We start from the raw sequence: 17,235 nt of genomic DNA on the forward strand, positions 1-17,235 counted from the left end.
CTACTGGCTGATGCTCATCTCGAGGCGGTCGATGAGGTTCTCCAACCCGTCCTCGAACTGGGCCTGGGTGGTGTGCTGGCTCAGCTCCGGGCGGAGCGCAGCCACGGTCGGGAACTCCTCGATGTCGATCCGGCCGTCGTCCTGAGGGATGTCGGCGCCACCCTCGTCCACGGGCTCGTCGTCGGGCGCGGTGGCCGCGCCCAGCTCGGCGCACTCCAGCAGCAGGTGCCCGAGCAGGAAGGAGCTGTAGAGCTGGTACGCGGCTACCGCCTGCTCGGTGCTGAAGCCGTGGCGGGTGACCGTGCTGAGGAAGTGCTCCACCAGGGACAGGTCACGCAGCGGGGGTCGCAGCCAGGGGGCGGCAGGGTGGTGGGTGGCGACCAGGGGGAAGGCCTTGGGATGGCTCAACGCCCGCTCCCGGATGGCGTGCGCCAGGGCCTGGAGGTAGCCCTGCCAGGTGCGGACCAGCTGTGGGTGGAGGTCCTCGATCAGGCCGTCCAGCACCCGGTCCACCACCGCCTCGAGCAGGTCTGCTCGCCCGCTGACGTGGTGGTAGAGGGCCATGCCCTCGACCCCCAGGGAGGCCCCCAGCTTGCGCATGCTCAAGCCCGAGCTGCCGTGCTCGTCGATGATCGCCAACGCGTGCGTGACCACCTCGTCCAGGGTCAGCGGTTCGCGTCTCGCGGCGGACTGGTCGGGCATGGGACCTCCTGGGGTGACCTGGATCACCATCCTAGTGCGCGCCTTCCGGTCGCCCCTCGGCAACAGCATCTCTTACACTGTTAAACGAGCGGCTTTACGCCGTTAAACCGCCGGTCTCCGCCGGGCCGCAAATGACGTGACACCTGTGCCCGCCCACGGCCCCGACCCTGCTCGAGAAAGCGACACCACCATGACCAAGCACCTCTCCGACGACGAGGTCGTCACCACCCGGACGGAGCGAGGACGGCCCGCCCGGCCTGAGCCGGCGACCCCGTCCTGGCGTGCGACCTTCCTGGGCGCCGACACCCACGACACGGCCGGGGGCATCTCCTGGGGTGCCGTGCTGGCCGGGGTCGTCACCTTCCTCGCCCTGCTGGTGACCTTCTCCTTCGTCGGCGCCGCCGTCGGGCTCGGACAGGTCGAGGCCACCTCCGACCAGCCCCTGGCCGGGGTCGGCACCGGGCTCGCCATCTGGGGCGTTCTCACCCTGCTGGTCTCGCTCGCCGCGGCCGGTTTCGTCACCGGCGTCCTCAGCATCCGGGGCGGCTTCATGCACGGCGTCGTCACCTGGGCCACCGGCCTGCTGGCGGTCGTGGTCATGCTGGGCGTGCTGACCTCCAGCGTCTTCGGCGCCATCGGCTCTGTCGTCGGCAGCACCGCCAGCGTCGTCGGCAGCGGTGCCGCCTCGGTCACGGACCTGGCCGGCGACGGCATCCAGAGCGCGGTGGACGGGGTCTCGGGTCAGCTCGAGGGCGCCGACCTCAGCGGCCTGGACGAGCAGACCCAGGAGATCCTGGAGGGCACCGGGGTGGAGGAGCTGCAGCCTGACTACCTGCAGGGGCAGCTCGATGCAGCCCTGGGCGACGTGCAGGACGTCGGGACGACGATCCTCACCGACCCGGAGCAGGCGGACACGGCGCTCGAGGAGCTCGGCACCTCCCTGGAGGAGCGGGCCACCACCATCTCCGAGGCCGTCGACCGGGACGCCATCGCGCAGTCGGTCGAGGAGAACACCGACCTCACCGGGCAGGAGGCCGAGGACGCCGTGGACTCCACCGAGCAGGCCCTCACCGAGGCCACCGAGACCGCTCAGGAGCAGCTGCAGAACGCGCAGACGGCGCTCGAGGACGGCCGCGCCCAGATCGACCAGGTCATCGCCGACGCACGCCAGACCGTCGACGACGCCGCCTCGGCCAGCGCCCGGGCCGCAGCCTGGGTGTTCGTCGGCCTGCTGCTGGGCCTCGCGGTAACCGCGTTCGCCTCGCTCTTCGGGTCCCGGCTGGTCGTGGGTCGTTCCACGGACGGGGAGGTGCGGACCCGGCGCTGACCTTCTCTCGTCGCCTGGGCAGCACCCGCCGGTGCACCGTCGCCGGCCACCGGACGGCCCGTCCCCGAGGGGGCGGGCCGTCCGGCGTGCTGTCAGGATCCGTGTGTAGCCTGCGGCCCGTGGGCGGAGCGGACGGGGTGACGGTCCCCGTCCGGGGTATGCGCGGGGCCCGTGCCGCCGTCGTCTCGGCCCTGACCCTGGTGGTCGCCCTGACCTCGCACGTCCTCGCCGGTGGCGCCGCCGGGTCCTGGTGGGCCATGGCCGTGGTCGCCGCCGTCGTGACCCCGCTGTGCTGGTGGTGGAGCGACCGACGGTGGCGCAGCCTGGAGCTGCTCACCGTCCTCGGCCTCGCACAGGGCCTGCTGCACGTCCTCTTCGCCACCGGTGGGGCGGCCGCCGGCGCCGCGCACGCCGCGCACCACACCGGCCCCTCGATGGTCGTGGCGCACGGGGTGGCCACCCTGGTCACGCTCGTCCTGGTCCGCCAGGCCGACGCCGCCGTGCACGCCCTGGCCGCGGCGGTCCGCTCGGTCCTCGACGTGCTGCTGCCCGGACTCGGCGACCCCGTGCTCCCGGCCACCCCCCGCGCCTACGTGGTCAGCCCGCACCCGGCCCCCTTCCTCGTCTCCCGGCCGCAGCTCGGTCATCCCGACCGCGGACCACCGGCGCGCTCCCTGTCGCTCACGTCTCCGACACCTGCCCGCTGAGCACTCGGCCCGCAGGGTCGGCCTGCGCCGTCCCCCACCGGGCGACGGCATACCCCCCTGACGGGACCCTTCCCGGGTCCTTGCCCATCCTCTCCATCGGAGCAGTCCATGACCGCTGCCATCCGTCCCTCCGGGCCGTCGCGCCCGCACGTCGTCCGGCGCCGGGCACGAGCGTCAGCCCTGGTGCTGGCCCTGGTGCTGGCGGTGCTGGGCGCTGCCCCGGCCCAGGCCCACGACGTGCTGGTGTCCTCCTCGCCCGCGGACGGTGAGGTGCTGGCGGTTCCACCACCCGAGATCGAGCTCACCTTCAGCGGTGAGATCCAGGACATCTCGCCCCAGGTGATCATCGCCGGGGCCGACGGGACGCAGATCGCGTCCCCAGAGCCGGTGGTGGACGGGACCCTGGTCACCGCGGACGTGGAGGACGACCTGCCCGACGGCTCCTACGTCGTCACCTGGCGCGTCGTCTCCGCCGACGGGCACCCCATCGCCGGTCGCTTCTCGTTCGGCGTCGGTGACGACGAGCAGTCGACACCGGCCGGCGCGACGACCGGGGACGAGGCGGAGGATCCCACCTCGGGGTCGACGACCACCGACCACGGTGGCGACCACGAGGTGCTGGGTGGGCACGGGGAACACATCGCGATGGGGGCGGGAGCCGTGGCGCTCGCCCTCCTGGGCATCGGCGGGGTCGTGCTGCGACGCCGCCGCGCCTGACGCACACACACTGGTGCGGCCCCGGGCCGCAGACAAGGACACACCATGAGCACGACCGCTGCACGTTCGTCGACCCCTGCCCTCGCCGCAAGCCTCACCTCCCTCCTTCTGCTGGCCGCCTGCGGCTCGGTTGAGGAGGACACCTCCGCAGCCGGCACCGTCTCCACCGACGGGGAGTCGGAGGTGAGCATCACCGACCCGTGGGTCAAGGCCGCCGACGAGGGGATGACCGCCGCCTTCGGCACGATCACCAACCCCGGGGACGAGGACGTCACCATCGTCGGCGCCGACACCGGCGTCTCCTCCGCCATGGAGCTGCACGAGATGACCTCCGGTGACGCCGGACAGATGGTCATGCGGGAGAAGGAGGACGGCATCGTCATCCCCGCCGGCGGGGAGGCGGAGCTGAACCCCGGCGGTGACCACCTGATGCTGATGGAGCTGAACGAGCCCGTCCAGCCCGGCCAGGACATCAGCATCACGTTGACCATGGACGACGGTTCCCGGTTCACCTTCGACGCACCGGCGCGCAGCTTCGACGGTGCCGAGGAGGAGTACGACGGCGACATGGACATGGGCGACATGGACATGGAGACCGGGTCCGGCACGGAGATGGACATGGACGCGGACCTGGAGACCGACGCACCGTGACCGCTGACCACCCTCCGGTGGACGGTGGGTCCGCCGGGCCGGAGTCCCCGACTCCGGCCCGGCGGGGCGGGGTGTCGCGGCGCGAGCTGCTCGGCGCTTCCGCCGTCGGCCTCTCCGGGGCAGCCGTCGGTGTCGTGGCGGGCCGCGCGTGGGCCGCCGAGAGCGAGCCGGTGACGACCCCTGACGAGAAGCCGACAGTCGTCCCCTTCCACGGGCGTCGGCAGGCCGGCGTCACCACCGTGCCGCAGGACCACCTCACCCTCGTCGCCCTCGACCTGTCCGAGGACGTGGACCGTCCGGCCCTGGTCCGGATGATGCGCATCCTCACCGACGACATCGGCCGCCTCACCTCTGGTGAGCCGGCCCTCACCGACACCGAGCCCGAGCTCGCCCTCTCCCCCGCCCGCCTCACCGTGACGGTCGGGGTCGGACGCCGGTTCTTCGACCTGGCCGGGCGCAGCGACCAGCGGCCCGGCTGGTTGGGACCGCTGCCCTCCTTCGCCGTGGACGACCTCGAGGAGCGGTGGAGCGGGGGTGACGTGGTGCTGCAGATCTGCGCCGACGACCCCATCACCACCGCGCACGCCGCCCGCATCCTCAGCCGCGAGGTGAGGTCGTTCGCCTCGGTGCGCTGGACCCAACGGGGCTTCCGCCGCCGGGAGCAGACGTCCGAGGAGGCTGCTGCCACCGGTGGTGGGTCGGTGCGCAACCTGATGGGCCAGGTGGATGGCACCCGCAACCTGGTGATGCCCGCCGACGACCCTCTCGTCTGGATCGGGGAGCAGTCGCAGGCCTGGTTCGGCCCGGCCCCTGCCTGGTCGGTCGACGGGACCGCCATGGTGGTGCGACGGATCCGGATGGAGCTGGACACCTGGGACGAGGTCGATCGCCCCGCCCGTGAGATCACCATCGGACGTCGGCTGTACAACGGTGCACCGTTGACCGGCGAGCAGGAGCACGACGAGCCGGACCTGGAGGCGGTCACCGACCTCGGCTTCCCGGTCATCGAGACGTTCGCGCACATCCGGCGCGCCCGCAGCGATGACGGACGACAACGCTTCCTGCGCCGGCCGTACAACTTCGACGAGGCCCCCGAGGAGGGCCGGACGTCCAACTCCGGCCTCGTCTTCATCACCTTCCAGGCCGACGTCGACGCCCAGTTCGTTCCGATCCAGCGTCGTCTCGACGAGCTGGACCTGCTCAACCAGTGGACCACCCCGGTCGGGTCGGCGGTCTTCGCCGTCCTGCCCGGGTGCGCACCGCAGTCCTATCTCGGCGCTGCCCTGCTGGCCTGAGCCCCTCCCCCTCATCCCCTCTCAGCAAGGAGCTGACATGCCCCGCAAGCCCGTCCCCGTCCCGCCCACTCCCCGCCGTCACCCGGCAGCCCGGCCCCTCGTCATCGGCGCCGCGGTCGTGGTGGCCCTGCTCGTCGCCCTGCTGGTGTGGAGCCCCTGGTCCGACGACTCCTCCAGCTCCTCGACACCGGTGAGCAACCAGGAGGCCGCCGGGGAGGCACCCCTGCTGCTCGGGCCCGAGGGCACCTCCGAGGCCACGTTCGTGGAGTTCCTGGACTTCCAGTGCCCCGCCTGCGCGTCGGTCAAGCCCGCGATCGACGAGGCGCGGGCCGAGTTCGAGGGAGAGGTGACCTTCGTGGTGCGGATGTTCCCGCTGGACGTCCACCCGAACGCCGTCCCGGCGGCCCGGGCCGCCGTGGCCGCCGAGGCGCAGGGCGAGTTCGAGGGGATGTACGACCTCCTCTTCGCCGGACAGGCCGAGTGGTCCTCGCTGCCGGACCCGGAACCGACGTTCCGCGGGTATGCCGACACGCTCGGCCTGGACCTGGACCGGTACGACGAGGACTACGTCGCCGAGGCGACCACCGACCGGATCCAGGCCGACCGGCAGGCCGCCGAGGACCTGGGCCTCACCTCCACCCCCTCCTTCGTGCTCGACGGTGAGGTCCTGGAGCTGGGCTCCTACGAGGACCTGACCGAGGCATTGCGGACGGCCGCCGCGTCATGACGCCCGAGACGACTCTGACCACCGGGAGCGACCGGCCACCGGCATACCGCGGCTGGGTGGCGCTGGTCACCGGGCTGGGCGGGCTGCTGGCCTCGCTCGTGCTGTCCGTCGAGAAGTACCTGCTGCTGACCAACCCGTTCTACGCGCCCAGCTGCGACCTCGGTGCCGCGGTGAGCTGTCGGGACGTGATGAGCTCCTGGCAGGGTGCGGTCCTGGGCTTCCCGAACCCCTACCTGGGGCTGGTGGCCTTCCCGGTGGTGCTCACGCTCGGTGTCCTGGTGGTGGGCGGAGTCACGCTCCCCCGGTGGTGCTGGGCCGGGCTGAGCCTGGGCACCCTGGTGGGCTTCGGCTTCGTGCTGTGGCTGATCTCGCAGAGCCTGTTCGTGATCCAGGCGATCTGCCCCTACTGCGTCGTGGTCTGGGTGTGCGTCAGCGTCCTGCTGGCGCACGCGCCACGGGCCCTGGCCGACGCGGGCGGTGGCCCCACGGCGCGGCTCGGGGGCTGGCTGGACCGGTGGTGGCCCTGGGTGCTGGGTGTCTGGCTGGTGGCGTTGGCCGTGCTGGTGGTGGTCTCCGCATCCCGGTTCGGGGGCTGAGCGGCGGACCGTCTCAGTCCGTCGCCAGCACGCTGTCGACGGCCAGCTGCAGGGTCGCGGTCTCCCGCGCCAGCAGCGAGTCGTCCGCCGGCATCACACGCTCCAGCGACAGCCCGTTGACGACCGTGAGCAGGAACCGGGCCTGCTGGCCGAGGTCACCCTCGGCCAGCGCCCCCTCCTTCGTCAGCACGGTCAGCCAGTACTCGACCCGACGCTCGGACTCCCGCTCGATGGCCCGGTAGGCGGCCCGGGTGTCCGCCGTCGGCTCGGGCTCGATGAACGACTCGGCCATGTTCATGAAGGCCGACCTCGCCTCCTGCCCGGTCTGCGCCGGCCCCAGCACCCGGCGCAGGCAGTCGACCAACCGCTCCCGGGCAGGGACCGAGACGTCGTGTATCCGGTCGTCGGGGATGACGAGGTCGTAGATCCGGGTCAGCACCGTCTCCTGCAGCGCGCGCTGGGTCGGGAAGTGGTGGCGCAGGGAGCCCGTGCTGACCCCGGCCCGCGCCGCCACGGCGCGCACGCTCAGCCGGGATCCGGGATCCTCGCCGAACATCATCATGGCCGCGTGCAGGATCTTGTCGCGGGTCCCGAGCTCGTGCGGCGTGCTGTCCGTCATACCCCTGTTGTATCACACCGTGCTAGCACACTGTGTTACGGTTCTCGACGAGATCCAACACAGCGTGTTGGTCACTGTGGTCGACACGGACAACGGGAGGGACCCATGCTGGAACAGTGGCGCACGAACCGGGCCATGAAGAGGGTGCAGGACGGGGACGGGCGTCCCCTCCAGCGCCTGCGCTGGTGGCAGGTGGCCGATCGGTCCCTGTTCCACCTCCGTCCGCGACCCGAGGTGGGGCAGCCGGGGTATGCCGTCGACGTCCGGCACTGGGGGGACAAGGTCGACGGCGAGGTGCGGGCCAGCCTCTACCGCGACGGCCGGCACCACGCGGTCGCGAAGGTGCCGGCGGTCTTCCCGATCGAGGACGGCGTCATCGAGGTTGCCGTCAGCGGGGCCGGGATGAAGCGCTGCCACCAGGTCGCCGCCGACGGCACCGAGCGTCAGCTGATCCCGGACCCCCGGTCCGGCGCGGGCCGCCGTGCCCGTCTCGAACGGGACCACCCCACGGTCAGCCGCTCGCTGGCCGTGCTGTCGGTGCTGGCGCTCGTCGTCGGGCTGGGGCTGAACCTGGTGCAGATCCTCGAGCCCCTCGCCCAGATCCCGCCGGTGGTCGAGAGGTTCGGGACGTTCGAGTCGCCGGTCCAGCTCCCCGTATGGCTCAACGTGTCCCTCGGCCTCCTGGCCGCGCTCGGCGCGACGGAGCGCTCGCTCCGGTTGCGCTACCACTGGTTGCTGGACGGGGCCGGCGCCTGAGGGCCCCCACCTAGACTCGTGGACGACACGTCCCAGGAGGAGCCCCATGCCGAGTCACGACTACTGGATCACCGGTGCCCGGATCGTCGACGGCACCGGCGCCGACCCCGTCGACGACGTGGCGATCCACGTCCGGGACGGACACATCGCCGACCTGGGACGGTGCCCGGCCGGCGTGGACACGGTGCCGGCCGACGGGATGACGATCACGCCGGGGCTGATCGACGCGCACGTGCACCTGGGCCTCTCCAGCGACATGACACCCAGCCTCCGTCGCGAGCTGTCCGTCGCCGAGCTGGCCGCCGACATGTTCGCCGCCTGCGGCAGCACGCTGGACGCCGGGTTCACCACCGTGCGGGACACCGGGGGCATCGACGGCGGGCTGGTGGGCGTCGTCGCCAGCGGCAAGGTCCGGGGGCCCAGGATCCTGCCGTCCGGCCCCATCCAGTGCCAGACCGGCGGCCACGGGCACCTGGGCGCCGAGTGGGAGCCGAGCGCCGACTGGTCCGACCACGCCATCCCGGGGCTGCGCACCATGTCGCTCCTGTCCGACGGCCCGGACGAGATGCGCCGGAACGTCCGGGAGACCTTCCGGCGGGGTGCGAGCTTCATCAAGATGTGTGTGACCGGCGGGGTCGTCTCCACCCACGACGCGCTCACCGACACCCAGTTCACCGTGGAGGAGATCGCGGTGGCCGTGCAGGAGGCGCGCGCCAGGGGGACCTACGTGACGGTGCACGCGCACAACAACGAGGGCATCCGGAACGCCGTCCGGGCCGGGGTCCGCTGTGTCGAGCACGGGTCCGCCATCGACGAGGAGACGGCGGCGCTGATGGCGCAGCACGACGTGGCCCTGGTGCCCACCCTCTGCGTGGTGCACGACCTCCTCGAGGACGCCACCGCTGCGGGGCTGGATGCCGGGGTCACCGACCGGATCGGCCCGGTGCTGGACGGCATGGTGACGGGTCTGCTGACCGCACGGGCCGCGGGTGTGCGGGTCGGCTCCGGGTCCGACCTCATCGGCCTGCGCCAGCAGCACCGGGGCCGTGAGCTGACCCTGCGCAGCGCTGTGGAGAACCCCATGCTCGCGCTGGAGTCGGCCACCCGCATCAACGCCGACATCCTCGGCATCGGTCACGAGACGGGCACGCTCGAGGTCGGCAAGCTCGCCGACCTGACAGCCTGGGCCACTGACCCGCTGCAGGACCCGGAGGTCTTCGGACGCCCCGAGGACGCGCGGCTGGTCTTCCGCGCCGGGGCGCTCGTCAAGGGGTGAGGCCCCGGCGTTCGCTCCGTCTGCTCGGACAGACTCGGCGGACCGCCCGGGGCGGCATCACTCGTTGTCACCGCCCGTGCCGGGCGCCCCCGACCCCTGCGTGTTGTCGGCGTCCTGGAACACCCACCCGGTGACCTCGGGCAGGTCCTCGCCGTGCTCGCGGGTCCATCGGCGGGCACGCACACGCCTGTCCAGCAGGTCCTGGCGCAGCACCGCTGCCCGCTCGGCCAGGCCGGGCACCCGGTCGATGACGTCGACCACCAGCCGGTAGCGGTCCACGTCGTTGAGCATGAGGATGTCGAAGGGGGTGGTGGTGGTGCCCTTCTCCTTGAACCCCCGCACGTGGATGTTGGCGTGGTTGGTGCGCCGGTAGGTGAGCCGGTGCACCAGGGCGGGGTAGCCGTGGAAGGCGAAGATCACCGGGCGATCCGCGGTGAACAGCGCGTCGAAGTCGTGGTGGTCCAGCCCGTGCGGGTGCTCCTTCTCGTCCTGCAGGCGCATCAGGTCGACCACGTTGACGACCCTCACCCGCAGCTCGGGAAGGTGCTCGCGCAGGAGATCCGCTGCGGCGATCACCTCGACCGTGGGCACGTCGCCGGCGCACCCGAGCACCACATCGGGCTTCTCCCCCGGCTGCTCGCTCCCGGCCCAGTCCCAGATCCCGATGCCGCGCGTGCAGTGCAGCACCGCCTCCTCCATCGTCAACCACTGCGGGCCCGGTTGCTTGCCGGCGACGACCACGTTGACGTAGTCCCGGCTGCGCAGGACATGGTCGAAGGTCGACAACAGGGTGTTGGTGTCGGGCGGGAGGTAGATGCGGGTGACGTCGGCGGTCTTGTTCATCACGACGTCGAGGAACCCGGGGTCCTGGTGGGAGAAGCCGTTGTGGTCCTGGCGCCACACGTGGGAGGAGAGCAGGTAGTTCAGGGACGGCACCGGCACCCGCCACGGGATGTCGCGGCTCGCGTCCAGCCACTTGGCGTGCTGGTTGAACATCGAGTCGACGATGTGAACGAACGCCTCGTAGCTGTTGAACACCCCGTGCCGTCCGGTGAGGAGATAGCCCTCCAGCCATCCCTGGCACTGGTGCTCCGAGAGCACCTCCATGACCCGACCTGTCCGGGACAGGTCGAGGTCGGTGTCGACCACCTCCGCCTGCCAGGCCTTACCACCCTTCTCGACGGTGGCACCGAGCCGGTTGGACAGGGTCTCGTCGGGACCGAACACGCGGAAGGTGTCACGGTTGCGGTCGATGACGTCCCCGAGCCAGGTGCCGAGCACGCGGGTCGGCTCGGCGACCGCGTGACCCGGCGTCGAGACCGGGACGGCATACCGGCGGAAGTCCGGCAGGTCCAGGTCCCGGGTGAGCATCCCGCCGTTGGCGTGCGGGTTGGCGCTCATCCGACGGGTGCCGACCGGGTTGTTGCGCGCGACCAGCGAGGAGATCCTGCCGACGCCGTCGAAAAGCTCGTCGGGTCGGTAGCTGCGCATCCACTCCTCGAGGCGACGCGTGTAGTCCTCGTTGCCCCGGACCGCGGCCATCGGGACCTGGTGGCTGCGCCAGGTGCCCTCGACGGGCAGGCCGTCGACCTCACGGGGGCCCGTCCAGCCCTTCGGCGTGCGGAAGACGATCATCGGCCAGCGCGGGCGTGCGGTGAGCCGGCCGTCCCGGGCCTGGGCCCGGATGCTGGCGATCTCCTCCAGGACGTCGGCGAGCAGAGCCGCGAACCGCTGGTGCGCCCGGGCGGGGTCCTCGTCGTCGAAGCCGCCCTCGAAGAAGTAGGGCCGGTGGCCGTACCCGACCATCAACGCCTCGAGCTCCTCCCGCGGGATCCGGTCAAGGATGGTGGGGTTCGCGATCTTGTAGCCGTTCAGGTGCAGGATCGGCAGCACGGTGCCGTCGGTACGGGGGTCGACGAACTTGTTGGAGTGCCAGGCGGTCGCCAGCGGTCCGGTCTCCGCCTCGCCGTCGCCGATGACCGCCACCGCGATGAGGTCGGGACTGTCGAACACCGCTCCGTAGGCGTGCGAGAGCACGTAGCCGAGCTCCCCGCCCTCGTGGATCGATCCCGGTGTGTCGGGTGACACGTGGCTGGGTATGCCGCCGGGGAAGGAGAACTGCCGGAACAGCTCCTGCAGCCCCCGCCCGTCGGGGCCCACGTGGGAGTACACCTCCGAGTAGGTTCCCTCCAGCCACGCCGCGGCCACCAGCGAGGGGCCCCCGTGACCCGGCCCGCTGAGGTACATCATGTCCAGGTCCCGCTGCTGGATCTGATGGTTGAGGTGGGCGTAGAGGAAGCTCTGTCCCGGAGAGGTTCCCCAGTGCCCGAGCAGCCGTGGCTTCACGTCCTCGGCCTCCAGCGGGCGCTCGAGCAGGGCGTTGCCCATGAGGTAGATCTGTCCCACCGCCAGGTAGTTGGCTGCGCGCCACCACGCATCCACCCCTGCCAGGTCGGTCCGGTCCAGCGGGGCTCGAGGTGTCTCAGGCGTGTCGGGCATGGCCCCACCCTGTCCCTCGGTGCGCCGGTCGGCCACCTGGTTCGCCGCTGCGGTCGCGTCGACGCTGCACCAGCTTGACCAGCTCGTCGAACCACAGCACGCAGGATGCGAGCAGCACGCACGTCAGCCAGTGCTGCGCGTCCAGGGCCGCCGTGCCGAAGGCCGTCTGCAGGATGGGTGCGTGGACGACGACGACCTGGGCGCACACGCCCATGACGATGGCCCCCCACAGCCACCGGTTGGTCCACAGCCCGGAGAAGGCGGTGCCGGTCTGGGAGCGGGAGTTGAGCACGTTGAAGAGCTGGGCGAGCACGAGGGTGGTGAAGCCGGCCGTGCGTGCCACAGTCAGGTCGTCGCTGCCCTCGACGAGGCCGCCCGGGAGGAAGATGTCGATGGAGAGCAGGGTCACCAGCGCCATCACCAGCCCCACGGCCAGGATCCCGACCCACATCCGGGCGTCGACGACCCGCTCGTCCGGCCGCCGTGGAGCGCGTCCCATCACGTCGTCGGTCTCGGGGTCCACGCCGAGGGCGAGCGCCGGCGCCAGGTCGGTGACGAGGTTGATCCACAGGATCTGTGTCGCGAGCAGGGGCAGGATGACGCCGTCGCCGGTCGCCACGTCGAGGCCGATGAGCGAGGCGAGGGCCACCCCCAGGAAGACGGTCATCACCTCCCCCGTGTTGGAGGACAGCAGGTAGCGCAGGAACTTCCGGATGTTGGCGAAGATCACCCGCCCCTGCCGGATCGCGGCGACGATGGTGCTGAAGTTGTCGTCCCGCAGGATCATCTCGCCGGCCTCCTTGGTGACCTCGGTGCCGGAGATCCCCATCGCCACCCCGATGTCGGCGGACTTCAGCGCCGGCGCGTCGTTCACCCCGTCCCCGGTCATCGCCACCACCTGACCGTCGCGCTGCAGGGCGTCCACGATGCGGAGCTTGTGCTCGGGGGACACGCGCGCGAAGACGTCCACCTCGGCGACGGCGCGGTGCAGCCCCTCCTCGTCGAGCCGGTCCAGCTCCGCGCCGGTGACGCTCGTCCCTCCCGGACCGGCGATGTCGAGATCCTGGGCGATGCGCAGCGCGGTGGTCGGGTGGTCACCGGTGATCATCACGACCCGGACCCCGGCCCGCTGCGCCTCACGCACGGCGTCAGCCACGTCCTCGCGGGCCGGGTCGGTCATCCCGACCGTGCCGACCCACACGAGCTCGTTCTCCAGCTCCGCCACGACCTCCGCGGGCACGCTCCCGCCGTCGGGGTATGCCGTCCCCACCGTTCCGGTCCCACCCTCACCCAGGGGGCGGTAGGCGACGCCGATCGTCCGCATACCCTCACCGGAGAGCTGCTCCACGTCGCTGACGAACCGTGCGCGCATCGTCGCGTCCAGCTCGAGGACCCGCAGACCTCGGCGGTAGCGGGTGCACCGGGCCAGGACGACGTCCGGTGCACCCTTGGTGACCAGCACGGGGGTGTCCCCGTGCTCGTGGTCCAGCTGGACGGTCGACATGCGCTTGCGGACGGAGGTGAAGGGCGCCTCGCCCACCCGGGTGAACCTGCGCTCGCGCCGTGCGGTGAGACCCATCTTCCGCTCGGCGACGAGGAACGCCGCCTCGGTCGGGTCCCCCCGGACCGACCACTCACCGTCCTCCTTGGCCAGCTCACTGTCGGAGGTCAGGGACCCTCCCGCCAGCAGCACGGTGGCCTCTGCGCGCAGCGCCTCCCGATCGGCGTCGGCCGCGGCCCCGAGACCGGCATCGCCGATCACGACCTCACCCTCCGGTCGGTAGCCGACCCCGGTGACCGGGGCGTCCCCGGACGCGGTCACGACCCGCTGCACCGTCATCTCGTTCCGGGTGAGCGTGCCGGTCTTGTCCGAGCAGATGACCGAGGCCGAGCCCAGGGTCTCCACCGAGCTGAGGTTCTTGACGATCGCGTCCCGCGACGCCATCCGTCGGACCCCGACGGACAGCACGACCGAGAGCACCGCGGGCAGCCCCTCGGGCACCGCGGCGACGGCCAGCGAGACCCCCAGCAGCAGCACGTCGACGGCGTCCCCGATGGTCTCGACGCCACTGACCAGCCAGACCGTGCCCATCACCACCACCGCGATGACGACGACCGCCATCCCGAGGAACCGCCCGATGAAGGCGATCTCCCGCTCCAACGGTGTCGGTCCACGCACCGCGGACTCCAGCAGGGTCGCGATCCTGCCCATCTCGGTGTCCATCGCGGTGCCGATGACGACCGCACGCCCGGTGCCCTGGGTCACGGCCGTGCCCCGGTAGACCGAGTTCGTGCGGTCACCCAACGGCAGGTCGGTCGGCAAGGTCGCCGGCGCCTTGGAGACCGCCGTCGACTCACCGGTGAGCGCGGCCTCGGCCACCTGCAGGCTGTTGGCCTCCACCAGCCGTGCGTCGGCGCCGACACTGTCCCCCTCGCTGAGGACCAGCAGCTCGCCGGGGACGATCTCATCGACCGGGACGTCGACCGTCCGGCCGTCCCTGCGGACGGTGGCATGCACCTCCGTCATCCGCTGCAGGGCCGCCACCGCGCGCTCCGCCTTGGCCTCCTGGCTGTAGCCCAGGACCGCGTTGAGCACCACGATGACGGCGATGACCACCGCGTCGATCGGCCACCCCGCAGCACCCTCGACCCACCACGCCCCTCCCGAGACGACGATGGCGGCGAGGAGCAGGTAGATGAGCGGGTCCTGGAACTGCGCCAGCACCTTGCGCCAGCGTGGCACCGGGGGCTGCGCACGGAGCACGTTCAGCCCGGTGGATGCCAGCCGGTGAGCGGCCTGCACCTGCGTGAGTCCGTCGTCGGGGTCGCTGCCGAGCTCTCGCAGGACGTGGGCCAGCTCCACCGAGTAGGTGTCGGCCATCGGCGTACCCCCACCGCCACCCGTCGGTGTGGTGGAGCTGCGGTGTGTGGTGGGGCTTGCCATGGGGTCCTTCGTTCGTGGGGCGGAAGGGGACACGAGGGGGGTATGCCTGTGCTGCACGACGCCCGGCTAGCCGAGGATCGCGGCGGCCAGGAGGAAATAGAGCATCAGCGACAGCAGGTCCTGGACGACGGTGGCCAACGGTCCGCTGCCGAAGGCGGGGTCCGAGCCCATCCGGGACATGACCCAGGGCAGCAGCATCGCCACCACCGAGGCCACGGTGCAGGCACCGAGGAGGGACAGACCCACGGTGAGGGCCAGGGCACCGGATCCGAGGACCGCCCACACCCCGAGCACGGCGACGACGGCCAGCACCAGGCCGACGAACAGCCCGGTGAGGGCCTCGGTGCGGAACACCCGCCGGATGGACACCCCGACCGAGAGGCCGCGGATGACCAGCGCCTCGGTCTGCGTCCCGACCGCGTCGGCCATGTAGACGATGCCGGGGATGAAGAAGGCGAGCCGGACATCGGAGGCCAGGGCCGACTCGAAGCCGCTGACCAGCACCGCAGCCCCCGCCGAGCCGAGCAGCCCGAGCAGCAGCCACGGCATCCGGTGCCACAACCGTGCCGCCAACGGCTCCTCCATGGCGTGCCGGGCCGATGCCGCCGAGTCGAGGTACCCACCGAGGCGCGCCAGGTCCTGGTCGTGCTCCGTCAGCAGGACGCCGAGCAACCGGGAGGTCGGTACCAGCCCGCGGAAGGTCCCGTCGTCCTCGACCACGGCCAGGCTGGATCCTCCCCGCCGTGCCGCCGTCCACGCGGCCTTCTCCTGGTCGACGCCCGGCGCCACCACGGGCGGGTCGGTGGTCATCAGGTCACCGACGCGGCGGTCCGGGTCGGCCCCGAGGACGCTCTCCAGCGCGACGAGACCCAGCAAACGGGAGTCGGGCGTGCAGACGGCCACATCGGCCACCGACGTGTACGCACCCTCAACGAGCAGGTGCCGCAGCTCCTCGACGGTGGTGTGCGGGGAGCACACCGGGACATGGGTGACGAGGTAGCCGTCGATGGACGACGGGGGGAGGACAGCGTCCTCCGCGACGACGAAGGCCGTACTGGTCATGATGGTCCTCGCTGGCAGGGGGAAGCCGGGTCGGTCACGGTGCGCGCACCCGAGAGCGGGACCACGTCGGGCCTGCCTCCCTCCACGGTCACACAGCGGGTCGGCGCGCCCCAGAGGCTTTGGTCCCCGCCCGTCCCGGGACCTCCGGCGCGAGCCGGACGTCACGCAGCGGGCGGAGTGCCTGGACCGTGACCACACCGGCCACCCCCGCGAAGGCGATGAAGGTCGCAGCCATCGGCACCGACCCGCCGGGGTGCCCCTGCGCCGTCATCACCACCCCCATACCCGCCACAGCGGCGCCCAGCATGGTCGACCACCCCGTCACGGCATACCGGAGCAGACCGTCCCGCCCGGGGTGACGCACCAGGCTCGTGCCCGCCACCAGCAGCAGGGGGACCACGAGCAGCAGATCCATCAGCTTCACGACCCAGAACACTCCCGGGTCGGCGGTGAGCTCCGGCGTGGGGCTGCCCTGTGCCACGGCGAGCAGTCCCGGCAGGTGCAGCCCGAGGATCAGGAACGAGGCCACGACCAGCAGGAAGACGCCGGTCATCCGGTCCCCCACGACGGAGGCCGGCGGCAGCGGGCGCGCCCGCGACAGCTCCTGCCAGCAGCGGACGAGGACCCAGGCGGCGAGGACGAAGAGCGCCTCGAGCAGCGGGAAGACGCTGGATGCCGTCCCGGGGTAGCGGCCTGGGTCACCGGTGGTCGCGAGCTGGAACCAGGTGTAGAGGCCGTAGGCGGCCGGTCCCATCCCCAGCGCCGCCCCGAGCAGACGACCGCGCAGCACCAGTACACCTGCCACGATCGCGACGGGCGCGAGCAGGAGCAGGCCGGCCACGTCTCCCCCGAGCACCTGGCTGGTCGCCCCCGCCGACACGTGGTAGCGCAGCAGCCCTCCGACCAGCGGCCCGGCGAGCGCGAGAACGGCCGAGCCCACACCGACGGCAACCAGGCCGAGTCCGAGGCTACGGCTGCCTCGAGGGACTCTCTGGACGAGGTCGGTGATGGCGGTCTGGTCGATCGTGGGCACGGTATGCCCTCCCGGCTCTCAGCAGCTGGAGCGACCAGGTGGGCGCTCCGGGCTCACGCTGACAGGCCGGGGACACCGCCGGTAGAGGCCAACGTCCCCCGCGTTGTCCGCCGACCGGCGAGGAACCCTCAGGGTCCTCCCGCACCTGGTCCGCCAGGGCGACCCGGTCCTCCTTCGACGCCTCCCGATCACTGCGGGCGTGCTGACGGTCCTGGCCGGCGTCACGACGCCGTTGCCAGTCCTCGCCGTAGACGTGCTCCTCCTCCGTGCCGAGGAACTTCTCCTGGTCACGCACGTGCTCACGACGGTCAGCGGCGTCGTCCC

The 17,235-nt window shown here is 71.7% G+C and carries 15 protein-coding genes; 9 read left to right on the forward strand and 6 right to left on the reverse strand.

All coding sequences use genetic code 11. From position 1 onward, the window contains the following. A complete protein-coding gene (locus tag ACI3EY_RS06735; protein ID WP_405039862.1) occupies positions 1–702 on the reverse strand; it encodes a TetR/AcrR family transcriptional regulator C-terminal domain-containing protein in 702 nt (233 codons plus the stop codon). A gap of 190 nt (positions 703–892) precedes the next feature. On the opposite strand from ACI3EY_RS06735, the gene ACI3EY_RS06740 reads away from it, so the two are divergent. From ACI3EY_RS06740 to ACI3EY_RS06770, 7 genes are all read left to right on the forward strand, one after another. Next, positions 893–2,029, forward strand: coding sequence for a hypothetical protein (locus ACI3EY_RS06740; RefSeq protein ID WP_405039863.1), 1,137 nt, complete (start codon positions 893–895; stop codon positions 2,027–2,029). A gap of 119 nt (positions 2,030–2,148) precedes the next feature. Then, complete coding sequence (locus tag ACI3EY_RS06745; RefSeq protein ID WP_405039864.1) at positions 2,149–2,736, forward strand: hypothetical protein; 588 nt, start codon at positions 2,149–2,151, stop codon at positions 2,734–2,736. Between the two features lie 108 nt (positions 2,737–2,844). Continuing rightward, a complete protein-coding gene (locus ACI3EY_RS06750; protein ID WP_405039865.1) occupies positions 2,845–3,453 on the forward strand; it encodes a copper resistance CopC family protein in 609 nt (202 codons plus the stop codon). A gap of 45 nt (positions 3,454–3,498) precedes the next feature. Continuing rightward, positions 3,499–4,104 carry a copper chaperone PCu(A)C gene (locus tag ACI3EY_RS06755; RefSeq protein ID WP_405039866.1) on the forward strand — a complete coding sequence of 202 codons (606 nt, stop codon included), beginning with the start codon at positions 3,499–3,501 and terminating at the stop codon, positions 4,102–4,104. Continuing rightward, positions 4,101–5,399, forward strand: a complete 1,299-nt coding sequence (locus ACI3EY_RS06760; protein WP_405039867.1) for a Dyp-type peroxidase — start codon at positions 4,101–4,103, stop codon at positions 5,397–5,399. The genes ACI3EY_RS06755 and ACI3EY_RS06760 overlap by 4 nt, the downstream gene beginning before the upstream one ends. 37 nt (positions 5,400–5,436) lie before the next feature. Further along, entirely contained in the window at positions 5,437–6,126 is a 690-nt protein-coding gene (locus ACI3EY_RS06765) for a DsbA family protein (RefSeq protein ID WP_405039868.1), read from the forward strand. Then, positions 6,123–6,722, forward strand: a complete 600-nt coding sequence (locus ACI3EY_RS06770) for a vitamin K epoxide reductase family protein (RefSeq protein WP_405039869.1) — start codon at positions 6,123–6,125, stop codon at positions 6,720–6,722. Before ACI3EY_RS06765 ends, ACI3EY_RS06770 begins: the two co-directional genes overlap by 4 nt. 13 nt (positions 6,723–6,735) lie before the next feature. On the opposite strand, the gene ACI3EY_RS06775 is transcribed toward ACI3EY_RS06770, so the two are convergent. Beyond that, the gene (locus ACI3EY_RS06775) at positions 6,736–7,341 is read right to left on the reverse strand and encodes a TetR/AcrR family transcriptional regulator (RefSeq protein WP_405039870.1); all 606 of its coding nucleotides are present in this window, start codon (positions 7,339–7,341) and stop codon (positions 6,736–6,738) included. Between the two features lie 135 nt (positions 7,342–7,476). Here ACI3EY_RS06775 and ACI3EY_RS06780 point away from each other — a divergent pair, with 135 nt between their 5' ends. After that, positions 7,477–8,097: a hypothetical protein gene (locus ACI3EY_RS06780; protein ID WP_405039871.1), complete on the forward strand. Its 621-nt coding sequence runs from the start codon at positions 7,477–7,479 to the stop codon at positions 8,095–8,097. A 46-nt stretch (positions 8,098–8,143) separates the two neighbouring features. After that, positions 8,144–9,373 (forward strand): metal-dependent hydrolase family protein, encoded by a 1,230-nt coding sequence (locus ACI3EY_RS06785; protein ID WP_405039872.1) that lies wholly within the window; start codon positions 8,144–8,146, stop codon positions 9,371–9,373. Positions 9,374–9,430: 57 nt separating this feature from the next. Here the strand turns inward: ACI3EY_RS06785 and ACI3EY_RS06790 are convergent, their stop codons facing one another. The 4 genes from ACI3EY_RS06790 to ACI3EY_RS06805 form a co-directional block, all read right to left on the reverse strand. Further along, positions 9,431–11,872: a phosphoketolase family protein gene (locus ACI3EY_RS06790; protein WP_405039873.1), complete on the reverse strand. Its 2,442-nt coding sequence runs from the start codon at positions 11,870–11,872 to the stop codon at positions 9,431–9,433. Then, a complete protein-coding gene (locus ACI3EY_RS06795) occupies positions 11,856–14,753 on the reverse strand; it encodes a cation-translocating P-type ATPase (RefSeq protein WP_405039874.1) in 2,898 nt (965 codons plus the stop codon). The genes ACI3EY_RS06790 and ACI3EY_RS06795 overlap by 17 nt, the downstream gene beginning before the upstream one ends. 129 nt (positions 14,754–14,882) lie before the next feature. Further along, complete coding sequence (locus ACI3EY_RS06800) at positions 14,883–15,878, reverse strand: magnesium transporter (protein WP_405039875.1); 996 nt, start codon at positions 15,876–15,878, stop codon at positions 14,883–14,885. A gap of 88 nt (positions 15,879–15,966) precedes the next feature. Beyond that, positions 15,967–16,911 (reverse strand): hypothetical protein, encoded by a 945-nt coding sequence (locus ACI3EY_RS06805; RefSeq protein WP_405039876.1) that lies wholly within the window; start codon positions 16,909–16,911, stop codon positions 15,967–15,969. Positions 16,912–17,235 lie beyond the last annotated feature (324 nt).

The organism is Serinicoccus shuyuelongi (assembly GCF_045032955.1).
Taxonomy (GTDB): Bacteria; Actinomycetota; Actinomycetes; order Actinomycetales; family Dermatophilaceae; genus Ornithinicoccus.

Coding starts and splice junctions, on each gene's coding strand:
- ACI3EY_RS06735 (WP_405039862.1), bottom strand. CDS start 702: ATGCCCGACCAGTCCGCCGCGAGACGCGAACCGCTGACCCTGGACGAG.
- ACI3EY_RS06740 (WP_405039863.1), top strand. CDS start 893: ATGACCAAGCACCTCTCCGACGACGAGGTCGTCACCACCCGGACGGAG.
- ACI3EY_RS06750 (WP_405039865.1), top strand. CDS start 2,845: ATGACCGCTGCCATCCGTCCCTCCGGGCCGTCGCGCCCGCACGTCGTC.
- ACI3EY_RS06755 (WP_405039866.1), top strand. CDS start 3,499: ATGAGCACGACCGCTGCACGTTCGTCGACCCCTGCCCTCGCCGCAAGC.
- ACI3EY_RS06765 (WP_405039868.1), top strand. CDS start 5,437: ATGCCCCGCAAGCCCGTCCCCGTCCCGCCCACTCCCCGCCGTCACCCG.
- ACI3EY_RS06770 (WP_405039869.1), top strand. CDS start 6,123: ATGACGCCCGAGACGACTCTGACCACCGGGAGCGACCGGCCACCGGCA.
- ACI3EY_RS06775 (WP_405039870.1), bottom strand. CDS start 7,341: ATGACGGACAGCACGCCGCACGAGCTCGGGACCCGCGACAAGATCCTG.
- ACI3EY_RS06780 (WP_405039871.1), top strand. CDS start 7,477: ATGAAGAGGGTGCAGGACGGGGACGGGCGTCCCCTCCAGCGCCTGCGC.
- ACI3EY_RS06785 (WP_405039872.1), top strand. CDS start 8,144: ATGCCGAGTCACGACTACTGGATCACCGGTGCCCGGATCGTCGACGGC.
- ACI3EY_RS06790 (WP_405039873.1), bottom strand. CDS start 11,872: ATGCCCGACACGCCTGAGACACCTCGAGCCCCGCTGGACCGGACCGAC.
- ACI3EY_RS06795 (WP_405039874.1), bottom strand. CDS start 14,753: ATGGCCGACACCTACTCGGTGGAGCTGGCCCACGTCCTGCGAGAGCTC.
- ACI3EY_RS06800 (WP_405039875.1), bottom strand. CDS start 15,878: ATGACCAGTACGGCCTTCGTCGTCGCGGAGGACGCTGTCCTCCCCCCG.